Origin of the sequence: Plantibacter sp. lyk4-40-MEA-4 (assembly GCF_030209415.1) — a bacterium.
In the GTDB taxonomy this organism is placed as follows: Bacteria; Actinomycetota; Actinomycetes; order Actinomycetales; family Microbacteriaceae; genus Plantibacter; species Plantibacter flavus_A.
Genome location: NZ_JARVSA010000005.1, coordinates 717190 through 729767, shown reverse-complemented (window position 1 = coordinate 729767; position 12578 = coordinate 717190). Strand labels below are relative to the sequence as shown.

12 protein-coding genes are annotated in these 12578 nt (G+C 70.5%); all 12 read left to right on the top strand.

What is annotated here, in order from left to right:
• Window positions 1-151 precede the first annotated feature (151 nt).
• Complete coding sequence (locus QRN44_RS13350; protein WP_285039351.1) at window positions 152-1423, top strand: HNH endonuclease signature motif containing protein; 1272 nt, start codon at window positions 152-154, stop codon at window positions 1421-1423.
• Between the two features lie 312 nt (window positions 1424-1735).
• Window positions 1736-2398 (top strand): hypothetical protein, encoded by a 663-nt coding sequence (locus tag QRN44_RS13345; RefSeq protein ID WP_147427089.1) that lies wholly within the window; start codon window positions 1736-1738, stop codon window positions 2396-2398.
• 3 nt (window positions 2399-2401) lie between these two features.
• A complete protein-coding gene (locus tag QRN44_RS13340) occupies window positions 2402-2713 on the top strand; it encodes a transcriptional regulator (protein ID WP_064296516.1) in 312 nt (103 codons plus the stop codon).
• Entirely contained in the window at window positions 2710-3621 is a 912-nt protein-coding gene (locus tag QRN44_RS13335; protein WP_285039350.1) for an ABC transporter ATP-binding protein, read from the top strand. The genes QRN44_RS13340 and QRN44_RS13335 overlap by 4 nt, the downstream gene beginning before the upstream one ends.
• Window positions 3621-4376, top strand: coding sequence for an ABC transporter permease (locus QRN44_RS13330; protein WP_285039349.1), 756 nt, complete (start codon window positions 3621-3623; stop codon window positions 4374-4376). Before QRN44_RS13335 ends, QRN44_RS13330 begins: the two co-directional genes overlap by 1 nt.
• Before the next feature lie 200 nt (window positions 4377-4576).
• Entirely contained in the window at window positions 4577-6076 is a 1500-nt protein-coding gene (locus QRN44_RS13325) for an aromatic amino acid lyase (protein ID WP_285039348.1), read from the top strand.
• A 217-nt stretch (window positions 6077-6293) separates the two neighbouring features.
• Window positions 6294-7163 (top strand): ABC transporter ATP-binding protein, encoded by an 870-nt coding sequence (locus QRN44_RS13320; RefSeq protein WP_064296512.1) that lies wholly within the window; start codon window positions 6294-6296, stop codon window positions 7161-7163.
• Complete coding sequence (locus QRN44_RS13315) at window positions 7160-7870, top strand: ABC transporter permease (protein WP_285039347.1); 711 nt, start codon at window positions 7160-7162, stop codon at window positions 7868-7870. Before QRN44_RS13320 ends, QRN44_RS13315 begins: the two co-directional genes overlap by 4 nt.
• Entirely contained in the window at window positions 7867-8673 is an 807-nt protein-coding gene (locus QRN44_RS13310; RefSeq protein WP_064296510.1) for an ABC transporter permease, read from the top strand. The genes QRN44_RS13315 and QRN44_RS13310 overlap by 4 nt, the downstream gene beginning before the upstream one ends.
• Before the next feature lie 89 nt (window positions 8674-8762).
• On the top strand, window positions 8763-9698 hold the full coding sequence (locus QRN44_RS13305) for an ABC transporter substrate-binding protein (protein WP_064296509.1): 936 nt from the start codon (window positions 8763-8765) through the stop codon (window positions 9696-9698).
• Window positions 9699-9830: 132 nt separating this feature from the next.
• Window positions 9831-10610 (top strand): DUF1684 domain-containing protein, encoded by a 780-nt coding sequence (locus QRN44_RS13300; RefSeq protein ID WP_285039346.1) that lies wholly within the window; start codon window positions 9831-9833, stop codon window positions 10608-10610.
• 21 nt (window positions 10611-10631) lie between these two features.
• Window positions 10632-12563, top strand: a complete 1932-nt coding sequence (locus QRN44_RS13295) for a thioredoxin domain-containing protein (protein WP_121289852.1) — start codon at window positions 10632-10634, stop codon at window positions 12561-12563.
• The last annotated feature ends 15 nt before the right edge of the window (window positions 12564-12578 follow it).

Sequence of the window (12578 nt, the reverse complement as noted above, 5' to 3'; positions counted from 1 at the left end):
CCCTGAGCTTGTCGAAGGGCACACGGAGAACCCCACGGTTCCGGGGCTGTTCATCCCGGTTTCTGAGCCTGTCGAAGGGCACACGGGAGGACTTCCACAACCGCCTCGACTCGGCATCTGGAATGTCAGTGGCTCGTGGTGGACTGGAGTCATGACCGAGACCACCTCCGCCGCGATCCGCGCGAGCGACGAGCACGCCACGCGCCTCGCGGAGTTCTCGGATGAGTGGGCGGACCTCCACCGCCAGCAGGCCGTCCTGGACGCACGGAAAGCGCGCCTCCTGGCCCGTTCAGCTGCCTACGCGGACGCTTTCGCCGACGCCACCGTGCCGGCGGTCTTCCCGCCGGCCGAGCGCCAGGCACTGTCTCGTCGGTCGACGTGTGCGGCTCTCGCGATGGCGACCCGGATGCCGGAGCGGACGGTCCAGTGTGCGACGAACGACGCCGAGCGGCTCGTGAACGACGCGCCGGCCGTGCTGGCGTCGCTCGAGGCGGGGCGCATCTCGGCGCGGCATGCGCAGGTGATCACGGACCAGCTCTGCGACGTCCCGGCCGCCGGGCGGGCTGCGTTCCTCGAGCAGGTCCTGCCGGAAGCGGAGCGCATGACCGCAGCAGGACTCAAGAACCGCGCCCGTGTGCTCCGCGAGCGCCTGCACCCCGAGTCCATCACCGCCCGCGCGGTCCGCTCGGAGGCGGACCGCCGGGTGGAGTTCGAGCCCGCCGCCGACGGCATGGCCTGGGTGCACCTCTTCACCACGGCGCCGATCGCGCAGGGCATCGTCGAGCGGGTCGAAGCGGCCGCGGCCGAGTCACGCTCGGCGGGTGACACCCGCACCTGCGCACAACTGGAGGCCGACGCCCTCGCAGCCCTCGCCCTCACCGGCGTGACCCCGGAGGACGTGATGTCGAGCCTGAGGCTCCCGCACCCCATCGAGGTCCAGGAGCACATCGTGCCGACCGTGCAGATCACGGTCCCCGCGCTGAGCATGGCCTGTGTCTCCGACGCACCGGCTACCCTCGACGGGTATGGTCCCATCGACCCGGAGACCGCGGCACGTATCGCGGTGAACGCGCCGAGCTTCACCCGGATCCTCGTCCAACCGGAAACCGGATCCGTGCTCTCCGTCGGGCGGAACCAGTACCGGGTGCCGGCCGACCTGCAACGCGCGGTCCGCCTACGAGACGGCACCTGTCGAGCACCGGGCTGCGGCAGGCGCGCCAGAGCGTGCGATCTCGATCATTCGGTCGCGTGGGAGGACGGCGGGACGACGGATATCGGGAACCTTGCCTGCCTCTGTCGACATCACCATCGGATGAAGCACCTTCCCGGGTGGAATCTCGACCATGGGCCCGGTGGTGTCCTCGAGTGGACGACACCCGACGGCAAACACCACCGGACGGAACCAGAGCCCGCGCCGTTCTGACCAGCTCCGGTCCCTGAGCCTGTCGAAGGGTTTCCCGCGGGCACTTCGACGGGCTCAGTGACCGGGAGAGGTGTGCTCGAAATGGCGAGGCGTCCTCGTGGGCACTTCGACAAGCTCAGTGACCGGGAAGAGTGTGTTCGCACCGCCTCGGTTTCCGAGCTGAGTCGCTGGAGGGGCTCGCCGGAGGCGATTCGCTCCCTGAGCCTGTCGAAGGGCAGTTGGGCTGCGGCGCCTCGGTGCGAAGCGGGGATATTCATGCGCGGTGTCGCAAACAGGGTTGCCTCGCAGAGTGGTTTGCGTTACAAAGTAGGTATGACTTCACCGATGGAACCCACCGACGGCTCGGACGCGCTCGACCCGGCCGCCATGCTCGCTCTGCAGGAGCGACAGGCGAGCCGTGTCGACGACATCTTCACGAGGCCCACCATCGCGATCGTGTACGTCTGGGGTGTCGCGTGGACCGTCGGGTTCCTCGCCCTCTGGTCCGCGAGCGACGAGAACCCCTGGTTCACCACGCCGCCGGCGGTCGCCGGATGGCTCTTCGGGATCCTCATGGTGGGCGGCATCGTCTCGTCGTCGATCATCGGCTCCCGTGTGTCGCGTGGGATCCAGGGAGCACAGCAGGTGCAGGGGACGATGTACGGCATCGCCTGGGCGATCGGGTGCACGGCAGCGGCGGTGTTCGGCGGCGCACTGTTCGCTGCGGGGATGGCACCCGCACTCGCCGCCATCTTCTACCCGGCGATCTACAGCCTCGTGGTCGGTCTGCTCTACCTCGCAGGTGGAGCAGTCTGGCGCGACCGCCTCATGTACGGCATGGGCATCTGGATCATCGTGGTCGGCATGGCCGCGCCGTTCTTCGGCTCGCCGGGCAACGCGCTCATCATGGCCATCGCCGGCGGAGGCGGGTTCCTCGTGTACGCGACCTTCCTCGAAGCGACCCGCCGTCGGCGTGCCAACCGATCGGCGGCGTGACCGATGGACGAACTCGACCCCCTCATCCATGCACAGGCCCGCCTGCGCATCATGTCGACGCTCGCGGCGATCGATGCGGACAGCAGTATGTCGTTCCCCCGCCTGCAGGAGATGCTCGACATGACCGCCGGGAACCTCTCCACGCATCTGCGGAAGCTCGAGGACGGCGCCTACGTCCTCGTCACGAAGACCCACCGGGGACGCACCCCGGTCACCTACCTGGAACTCACCACGCTCGGGCGCCGCGCGTTCGAGGACTACATGACCGGGCTCCGAGCGATGCTCGGCGGCGCGTCGGGAACGGGGACATCATGACGATCACACCACTGGCCACCCTCGAGGGCGTGACACGACGTTACGGCGACGTGACCGCGCTGCACGACGTCGACTTCAGTATCGAGCCGGGCTCGCTCGTCGGGCTCCTCGGGCCCAACGGCGCCGGCAAGTCCACCGTGCTCTCCCTGCTGCAGGGCACCCGACGTCCGACGACCGGCACGGTGACGCTCTTCGGCGGCGATCCCGCCCATGCGGTCAACCGCACCAGGCTCGGATCGACACCGCAGGAGACGGCACTGCCGCCCACGCTCCGGGTGGGAGAGGTCGTCGACTTCATCGGACGCCACTTCGCGGACCGCGTGCCGACGACCGCCCTGGCGGAACAGTTCGGTCTCGGTGACCTCCTCCGACGCCAGACGGGCTCGCTCTCGGGCGGCCAGCAGCGCCGCCTCGCGGTCGCGCTCGCGTTCGTCGGCAGACCGCGTCTCGTGCTCCTCGACGAGCCGACGACGGGCCTCGACGTCGACGCCCGCCGAACCCTCTGGGACGCGATCCGCCGGCAACACGAGCTCGGGGCGACCATCGTCCTCACCAGTCACTACCTTGAGGAGATCGAAGCGCTCGCCGAGCGTGTCGTGGTCCTGGGTGGCGGACGGGTCATCACCGACGCCCCGCTGCGCGACGTCCTCGGGCTCGTCGGTATCCACCGGGTGCGGCTCCGGACCACCGACCCCGGAGCGGTGGAGCGGCTCACCGGGGTCGTCCAGGCGAGTCGTGACGGTGACGCCGTCGAACTGGACGTCCGTGACGCCGACGCGTTCGTGCGCGAGCTCGTCCGGTCCGAGGCCCCGTTCACCGATCTCGCCGTGCGCGGAGCGACCCTCGAGGAGGCGTTCCTGACCCTCACCGCGGATGCCCGGGCGGACGTCGAACGGAGCGCCGCCTGATGGCCAGCACAGTCCAGCTCACCGCCCTGCACGCGCGGTACTCCCTGCTCGAGACCGTGCGCGTCCCGATCGCGCTGATCGGCTCGCTCGTTTTCCCGGCGCTCTCGCTACTGTTCTTCGTCGTCCCGCAGGCGCAGGTCGCCGGCGATCCCGTCATCGCGACCCAGGCGGTCATCTCCCTCATCGTGTTCGCCGTGCTCGCCAACTCCCTGTTCGGCTTCGGCCTGACCATCGCCCAGGCGAGGGAACAGGCGTGGGATCCGTACCTCCGCACGCTTCCGGTGACGGGTGTCGCCCGTGTTCTCTCGCACCTGTGCTCGGTCGGCCTCCTCGGGTTCGCGGCCGTCATACCGGTCGTCGTGCTCGGCGCGTTCCTGACCGCAGCCACCACGACTCCGATGGGACTGCTCGGCGGCATCGTGGCGCTCCTGGTGGGTGCCCTGCCGTTCATGCTCCTCGGCACCGCGATCGGGTACGCCCTCCCGAGCAAGGCCGCGATCGCCGTGGTGCAGGTGGTCATGTTCTCGCTGGCCTTCGCCGGCGGACTGTTCATCCCACCGTTCCTCTTCGCCCCGTGGCTCGACCGGCTGTCCATGTTCCTCCCGAGCCGTCAGACCCGGGAGCTCGTCGTCTGGGCGGTCCAGGGTGGCGAGTTGCCGTGGTGGTCGTGGGTCGGCGTCCTGGCGTGGACGCTCGTCCTGACCGTCGTCGTCCTCGCCCTCCACCGCCGCGACGAGGGCCGCCGCTACCGCTGAGGTCGACGGACACCTCGCCGAACACGGGCTGTTCCCGCGTGCCGTCATACGTCGACACACACCGTGCACCGGCCGCGAGGCGCTCGTACGCTGACGTCCATCCCGGCCGGTCCACGGCCCCTCGACGAGCGGATGGAGCGACCCGTGTCCAGCAGCGCAGACCAGACGAACGCCGCCGACCGATCGACGGGCGCGCACTGATGGGAGCGCCCGTCGTGTTCGGCACCGGCCCGATCTCGGTCGACGACCTCGTGGCCGTGTCCCGTGACGACGCCATCGTCGTCCTCGACACCCCGGCGCTCGACCGCATCGGCGCCGGCCGGGCCATCATCGACCGGCAGACGACGCCGGTCGGAGTCGGCGCGCAGGGTTCTCGGCCCCATGGTCCACGGATCCCTGGGGCCGCCGGGGGACGAGCGGCTCCGCGCACCGCGACGCTCGACGTCTCGGCGGTGGAGGAGCGCGTCGTCCATGACCGCCGTGGCGGCATCGGACTGCCGCTCTCGGTGGACCGTGCTCGGGCGGTGGTCGCCGCCCGGCTCGCCGGCTGGACCCGTGGGGCATCCGGGATCCGCCTCGAGACCGCCGTGTTCGTCGCGGAACTCCTCAACCGTGGGGTGACCCCGGTGATCCCGTCCATCGGCTCCCTCGGCGACGGCGACGAGACCCACCTGGCATCCGTCGCGACGCTCGTGATCGGACAGGGGGAGGCGGTCCTCGCGGGCGAACGGCTCCCCGCGCAGGTCGCCCTGTCACGGGTCGGGCTCGCGCCGCTCGACCTCGCTGTGCACGAGGGGCTGGCGTTCGTCCACCACAACGCCTACTCCCTCGGCGTCGGCGCGCTCGCCCTCCACCGGCTCGGCGCGCTCAGTCGACTCGCGGACACCACGAGCGCCCTCTCGTCCCGGGCGGCTGCGCGGTCCGGGCGCGGCGGGCGAGGACCGGCGTTCGACGCGACGGTCCTCGCCGGCACCCCTTCGGCCGGCACCCGGGCGAGTGGCGAGCGGATCTCCGAGTTGTTGGCGACGCCGGTCGGCCCAGAGGGTGCGCGTGGCGGGCGGGACCTGGACGGACTGCGGCTCCGGGCGACCCCGCAGATCAACGGTGCCCTCGCCGACGAGGTCACCGCGGCCGTCCAGCTCGTGGAAGCGACGCTCGGAACGGCCTCGGAGGATCCACTCGTCGACCAGGCGTCGGGTGTCCTGCGGGCCGGCGGGTTGCTCCACGGCGCGCGGCTCGCCCGCGCCTTCGACGGGCTGCGCGTGGCCATCGCGCACACCGCCGCTGCGGCCGAGCGACGGCTCAGACGCGTCGACGGAGGCGGGGCCGACCACCGGGGGACCGGGCACGGGCTCGTACCGGGTCGGCTCGGTCAGTCGGCCGCGGACCTCGTCGCCGAACTGCGCGTGCTCGCGACGCCGGTCGTCACCGCCGGCGTGCCGGACGAGGGCTCGGACGACCCGGCCTCCTTCGCCGGGACCTCGCTGCGACTGCTGGAACGTTCGACCGCCCTCTTCGCGGACGTGCTGGCGGTCGAGGCGATCGTCGCGGCGGACGCGCTCGGCCCGGGCGAGCACGACGAGTGGGCGGTCGGGTTCTCCGTCGCCCATGCCGGCCTCCGGTCGGCGATCGAGCAGGAGCTGCACGGTCAGCAGCTCGTCACGGCGGCCCTCGCCGCGTTGGGCGTCGACCGATCCTGAGCGACGGCGGCCGGCGGGTGACGGTGCGCGGGCGCACCCACGTCGTCGCATGCCATGTATTTCGACACGTGTCGAGGGGGTGGGCGATGTCGGTGCCCTCCGGTAGGTTCGGACCACCGACCGAGAGACGTTCAGCGAGCCACCGACCGCGGCGGCGACGGCCCTTGGAAGACGACCTGTCACGAACAGCCGTGCAGAGAAGAGGCATCGGTCCAGCATGATCTCCTTCGAACACGTCTCCAAGCGCTTCGACGACGGCACCCTCGCGGTCGACGACTTCTCCCTCACGATCCCGTCGCGTTCCACCACGGTCTTCGTCGGGTCCTCAGGCTGTGGCAAGACCACGCTCCTGCGGATGATCAACCGCATGGTCGATCCGAGCGAGGGACGCATCGTCATCGACGACGAGGTCGTCTCCGCCGTCGACCCCGTCCGTCTCCGTCGCCGCATCGGCTACGTCATGCAGAACTCCGGTCTCCTCCCGCACCGCACCGTGATCGACAACGTGGCGACGGTGCCCATGCTCACCGGCGTCAACAAGAAGCAGGCCCGGGCGGACGCCCTCACCCTCCTCGACACCGTCGGACTCGATCGCGCGCTCGCCGACCGGTACCCGAGTCAGTTGTCCGGTGGCCAGCAGCAGCGCGTCGGCGTCGCACGAGGCCTTGCGATCGACCCGAACATCCTGCTGATGGACGAGCCGTTCGGTGCCGTCGACCCGCTCGTGCGTGCCGAGCTCCAGCGGGAGCTGCTCCGACTGCAGCGCGACATCGCGAAGACGATCGTGTTCGTCACCCACGACATCGACGAGGCCTTCCTCCTCGGCGACCAGGTCGTCATCCTGCAGAAGGGCGGCCACATCGCCCAGGTCGGCACGCCGGCCGAGATCGTCGCCAACCCAGCCGACGACTTCGTCGCCCAGTTCATCGGCGCCGATCGCGGCCAGCGGACCCTGCACGTCGAGCGCGTCGACGGACGCGACGTCGTCGTCGACGAGTCGGGCCGCCCCGCCGGCGTCCTCGGAGCCGGGCCCGGCGCAGGCGACCGCACCGGCCTGGACGTCCGGAAGGACGGCGCATCCACATGAGCTGGGTCATCGCGAACTGGGACATGATCTGGGACCTCACCCTCACCCATGTCCAGCTGAGCCTGCCCCCGATCATCCTGGGCTTCCTCATCTCCCTACCCCTCGGCTGGCTCGCGCACCGGTACCGGTGGTCGCGAGGCGTGCTGCTCACGCTGAGCGGCATCCTCTACGCGATCCCGTCCCTGCCGCTCTTCGTCCTCATGCCGTCCCTCATCGGCACGAAGATCCTCGATCCGGCGAACGTCGTGATCGCGCTCACCATCTACGCCGTGGCCCTGCTCGTCCGCACGGTCGCCGACGCGCTCGACGCCGTCGACGCCGGGGTCCGGCAGTCGGCACAGGCCGTGGGGTTCTCCGCCGGCCAGCGGTTCTGGCGGGTCGAGTTCCCACTGGCGGGCCCACTCATGCTCGCCGGCGTCCGCGTGGTCTCCGCGAGCACCATCAGCTTGCTGAGCGTCGGCGCCCTCATCGGCGTGACGAACCTCGGCTACCTCTTCACCGACGGCTACAACCGGCAGTTCCCGATCGAGATCCTGACCGGCATCGTCGGGACGGTCGTGATCGCGATCGTGTTCGACGTCCTGCTGGTGCTCCTCGGCCGAATCCTCATGCCGTGGACGCGGACCAGCTCGAAGGGTGCGATCCGTCGTCGTCGCGCGGCCACCGAAGCCCGTGAGCTGGCGACCGCCGGGGGAGGAACCGCATGATCAACTTCCTCGCCGCCTTCGCCTGGATCCTCGACCCCGCGCACTGGGAGGGCCCGGGCGGCATCCCCGTGCGGGTGCTCCAGCACCTGGCCGTGACCGGCCTGACCGTGCTCATCGCCTGCGTCATCGCGATCCCGCTCGGGCTCCTCATCGGGCACACCGGGAAGGGACGAGAGGTCGCGGTCGCGATCACCGGCGCGCTCCGGGCGCTGCCCACGCTCGGTCTGCTCTCGCTCCTCGCCCTCATCACCCTCGGGTGGGGCTTCTCCAGCACGAGTCTCGTCCCCGCGATCACGGCCCTCGTCGTGCTCGCCGTCCCGCCGGTCCTGGCCGGTGCGTACGGAGGGGTCGAGGCGATCGACCGCCAGACCATCGACGCCGCGCGTGCCGTCGGGATGAACGAGTGGCAGATCCTCGGCAAGGTGGAGATTCCGCTCGCGCTCCCGCTCATGATCGGTGGCGTGCGCTCGGCCGTCCTGCAGACGATCGCGACCGCGACCGTCGTCGCGTTCCTCACCAACGGCCCCGGTCTCGGTCGCTACATCCTCGACGGTCTGCCCGTACGGGACTACGCGCAGATGCTCGCCGGCTCGATCATCATCATCGTGCTCGCCCTCCTCCTCGAGGGCGTCTTCTCCCTGCTGCAGCGTGCCGTCGTGCCGCGCGGCGTCCAGGCGACCCACACACGGGTCGACGAGACCCGGGGTCACGCCACGAGCGGTGGCGACCGGTCCACCGCTCCAGACCCCGTCGTCGCAGAAGCGGAGGCGAACATGCAGACCGCGGCATACCGCAACGACTGAAGCGTCCCACCACCCCGGGTGACAGCACCGCCCGGCTCCCAGACCCACAACGGCACCACCGTTCTCGCCCATCACAGATAGGAAACACCATGTTCACAGTTCGACAGGGTCGACGCCTCGCCGTCGGCATCGCCGCGACCGCCGTCGCGGCCCTCGCACTCAGCGCCTGCTCCGCAGGCGACCCGACCGCCGGGGAGACCGCGGCATCCGACACGATCACGGTCGGCTCGGCCGGATTCCCCGAGTCGGAGATCATCGCGCAGATCTACATCCAGGCGCTCGAGGCCAACGACATCAAGACGGCCGAGTCCCTGAACATCGGCGCTCGCGACGTCTACATCGCAGCGCTCGAAGACGGCTCGATCGACCTCGTCCCCGACTACAGCGGCAACCTGCTGCAGTTCTTCGACGACTCCGCCACGGCCACGTCGAGCGACGAGGTCTACTCCGCCCTGCAGGAGGCCACGCCCAAGGGCTACGAGGTCCTCGACCAGTCCAAGGCGGAGGACAAGGACTCCTACAACGTCACGAAGGAGTTCAGCGAGGCGAACAACGTCACGAGCCTCGCCGACCTCGCGGCCCTCACCATCCCGCTCGCCATCGGCGGCGCACCCGAGTTGGCTGAGCGTCCGTACGGCCCGAAGGGCCTGACCGAGGTGTACGGCGTCCCCGCCGACAAGCTCACCTTCGTCCCGATCAGCGACGGCGGCGGCGCCCAGACCACCGCGGCCCTGCTCGACGGTACGGTCCAGCTCGCCGACATCTACACCACGACCCCGTCGATCACCGAGAACGACTTCGTCACGCTCGAGGACCCGGAGAACCTGATCCTCCCGCAGAACGTCCTGCCGCTGATCAACTCGGCCAAGGCCAGCGACAAGGTCAAGGAGGTCTTGAACGCCGTGTCGGCGGAGCTGACCACCGAAGACCTCATCGAGCTCAACGCCCGCAACCAGGGCGACGAGAAGGCAGCTCCGAAGACCCTCGCGGCCGACTGGCTGAAGGACAAGAAGCTCTTCGACTGAGCAGCAGCCACACGTCGATGGCGTCGTCCGGTCCTCCGGGCGGCGCCATCGCGCTGTTCGCGGGGAGCGCATCCGGCTGCAGCCGGATGTCCAGGGGGTCTCCGACACCTGAGGAGTTGGTAGCGTCAGGGTATGAGTTCCGAGACCCCCGCAGAGTTCATCGCGTCCTGGACCGCCTGGCACACCGCTCGCGAGCGTTCCGTCCGAGCACCCCACGGTATCGCCGCCCTCCGGTTCACCCACTGGCTGACCGAGGAGGCGACCGCCCTCGAGGGCGCGCCGGGCACCTGGCGTGCGGACGCGACCGGCGTCGTCGGTGAGCGGCTCACGGGGACCGGACTGACCACGCCGAGTGGCGCCCAGATCATGACCGACCGCGTCGAGCTGGTCCACGGCGACGAACTGCACTTCGGCGACGCGCTGCTCCGAGGCATGGAGCGGGACGGCGTGTACGCCCTGCGCGTGCTCGATCCGGAGGCGCCGACGCGGACCTCGCTCGACGGCATCAGCGCGTTCGCCCCCGACGTCGCCTGGATCCGGCCGGCACGGTTCGTGCCGTCTCCGGACGTCACGGTCGAGACCGAGTCGATCGACGGCCACGTCACCACCGAGACCCCTGTCGGCCGGGTCGAGTTCGAGCTCGGTGATGAAGCGGTGTCGCTGACGGTCACCGGCGGCCCGAACGGACTCTGGGCGGTGTTCTCCGACGGCACGAGTGGCGACGAGAGCTACCGGTTCCGTTTCATCAGCATGCCGGCCCCGACCTCGGACGGCCACGTCCTCGTCGACTTCAACCGCGCGTACCTGCCGCCGTGCGCGTTCAGCGACCACTACGTGTGCCCGCTGCCGGCACCGAACAACCGGCTCCGAACGCGGATCACGGCGGGCGAGCGATTGCCGCTCGGCCAGTAGGTCCAGAGCCACGGACCCCGCATGACGAACCGGCTCGCCGAGGCGATGAGCCCGTACCTCCGATCGCACGCCGAGCAGCCGGTCGACTGGTACCCGTGGGGACCGGAGGCCTTCGCCGAGGCGGCCCGTCGCGACGTCCCCCTGCTCGTCTCGATCGGCTACTCGACGTGTCACTGGTGTCACGTCATGGCACGCGAGTCGTTCTCGGACGAGCACATCGCCGAGCTCCTCCGACGCGACTTCGTGGCGGTGAAGGTCGACCGCGAGGAGCATCCCGACGTGGACGCCAGTTACCTCGCCGCCGCCGGCGCGTTCACCCGTGACCTCGGTTGGCCGCTGAACGTGTTCGTGACGCCGCGCGGACACGTCTTCCACGCGGGGACCTACTCGCCTCCCGTGCCGCTCCGCGGGCATCCCTCGTTCCCGCAGGTGCTCGAGGCCGTCAGGGTCGCGTGGACCGAGCGACGTGAGCAGGTCGTCGCGAGCGCCGACGGGCTCGCGCGGGCGATCGCCGAGACGATGTCGTCCACGGATGACGCGCCGCTGCCGGAGACCGGCGAGCTCGATGCGGCGGTCGAGGCGGTCGAGGCGCTCGAGGACCGGGAGCTCGGTGGCTTCGGCACGGCTCCGAAGTTCCCGATGGCCCCGCTGTTCGACTTCCTACTCACGCCGCGCGAGGGGGACGCCGCTCGCCGTGGTGTCGACCTCGCGCAACGCACCCTCAGGACGATGGGGGCATCGGCGCTCCGTGACCCGGTCGAAGGCGGGTTCTTCCGGTACGCGGTCAACCGGGACTGGAGCGAGCCGCACTACGAACGCATGCTGACGGACAATGCGCTCCTCCTCACCGCCTACACCCGGGCGTGGGCCGAGCGTCCGAGCTCGTGGGCGGCCGGTGTCGCCGCCGGGATCGCCGAGTTCCTCATCGGCACGCTGCAGCAGCCGAGCGGCGGCTTCGGGTCGGCGCAGGACTCCGAGAGCATCGTCGACGGCGTCGGATCGGAGGGCGGCTACTACCGACGCGATGCGGACGGCCGGGCGACGCTGAACCCGCCGGCCGTCGACCGCAAGGTGCTCACCGGGTGGAACGGGCTCGCGATCGGCGCGCTGGCGGAGGCCTCGACGGTCTTCGACCGCCCCGAGTGGCTCGAATCGGCGAGGTGGGCGGCGGACGCGGTGGTCGAGAACCACCTCGGCTCGGACGGCACGCTCGCTCGGGCCTCGCTCGATGAACGGCGGTCGGATGCGTCGGCGACCCTCGAGGACTACGGGATGCTCGCGGAGGGGCTCCTGCGCCTCGGCCTCGCGACGGGCGAGGTCCGCTACGCGGAGGTCGCCCGCGACCTCGTCGACCGGTGCTTGTCAGACGAGACCCTGCCCGACGACACCGTGACCGACGCCTCCTCCGCCGCGGTGGCCGGCTTCATCCTGCCGGGCGGCGGCGACCCGGTGCTGTCGGCCCAGGGCATGCGGATCGACGGCGACCCGTCGGAGGGCGCGTATCCCTCGGGGATATCGTCGCTCGGACGCGCGTCGCTGCTACTGTTCCAGCTGACGGCCGACGGCCGGTTCCGGGACGCCGCAGAGGGCGCGGTCCGGTTCGCCGCGTCGGCTGCGCTGTCGGCACCGACCGCGTTCGGCGCGAGTCTGGCCCTGGCGGCATCGCTCACCGGGCCGGCGTCGCAACTCATCGTCGTCGGGCCGGATCGGGTGGACTCGGACCAGGACGAGGATCGCGCGACGGCGGATCGGGCGATGCGCGACGCGGTCAGGACGCGTCGGGACGACGTCGTGGCGGTGGTCTCCGAGCGGCAGGCGGCGGATTGGGCGACGAGCGGGTTCGACGTCTTCGCCGAACGGACGAGTCGCGACGGCCGGTCGACCGCCTACCAGTGCCGGGACTTCGTCTGCCGTCTCCCCGTGACGGACGTGGCGCAGCTCGACGCCCGCTGATCCAGCGCACCCGTC

Excerpts from the sequence above, each read along its gene's own strand:
- QRN44_RS13350 (WP_285039351.1), top strand. The coding sequence starts at position 152 with ATGACCGAGACCACCTCCGCCGCGATCCGCGCGAGCGACGAGCACGCC.
- QRN44_RS13345 (WP_147427089.1), top strand. The coding sequence starts at position 1,736 with ATGACTTCACCGATGGAACCCACCGACGGCTCGGACGCGCTCGACCCG.
- QRN44_RS13340 (WP_064296516.1), top strand. The coding sequence starts at position 2,402 with ATGGACGAACTCGACCCCCTCATCCATGCACAGGCCCGCCTGCGCATC.
- QRN44_RS13335 (WP_285039350.1), top strand. The coding sequence starts at position 2,710 with ATGACGATCACACCACTGGCCACCCTCGAGGGCGTGACACGACGTTAC.
- QRN44_RS13330 (WP_285039349.1), top strand. The coding sequence starts at position 3,621 with ATGGCCAGCACAGTCCAGCTCACCGCCCTGCACGCGCGGTACTCCCTG.
- QRN44_RS13325 (WP_285039348.1), top strand. The coding sequence starts at position 4,577 with ATGGGAGCGCCCGTCGTGTTCGGCACCGGCCCGATCTCGGTCGACGAC.
- QRN44_RS13320 (WP_064296512.1), top strand. The coding sequence starts at position 6,294 with ATGATCTCCTTCGAACACGTCTCCAAGCGCTTCGACGACGGCACCCTC.
- QRN44_RS13315 (WP_285039347.1), top strand. The coding sequence starts at position 7,160 with ATGAGCTGGGTCATCGCGAACTGGGACATGATCTGGGACCTCACCCTC.
- QRN44_RS13310 (WP_064296510.1), top strand. The coding sequence starts at position 7,867 with ATGATCAACTTCCTCGCCGCCTTCGCCTGGATCCTCGACCCCGCGCAC.
- QRN44_RS13305 (WP_064296509.1), top strand. The coding sequence starts at position 8,763 with ATGTTCACAGTTCGACAGGGTCGACGCCTCGCCGTCGGCATCGCCGCG.
- QRN44_RS13300 (WP_285039346.1), top strand. The coding sequence starts at position 9,831 with ATGAGTTCCGAGACCCCCGCAGAGTTCATCGCGTCCTGGACCGCCTGG.
- QRN44_RS13295 (WP_121289852.1), top strand. The coding sequence starts at position 10,632 with ATGACGAACCGGCTCGCCGAGGCGATGAGCCCGTACCTCCGATCGCAC.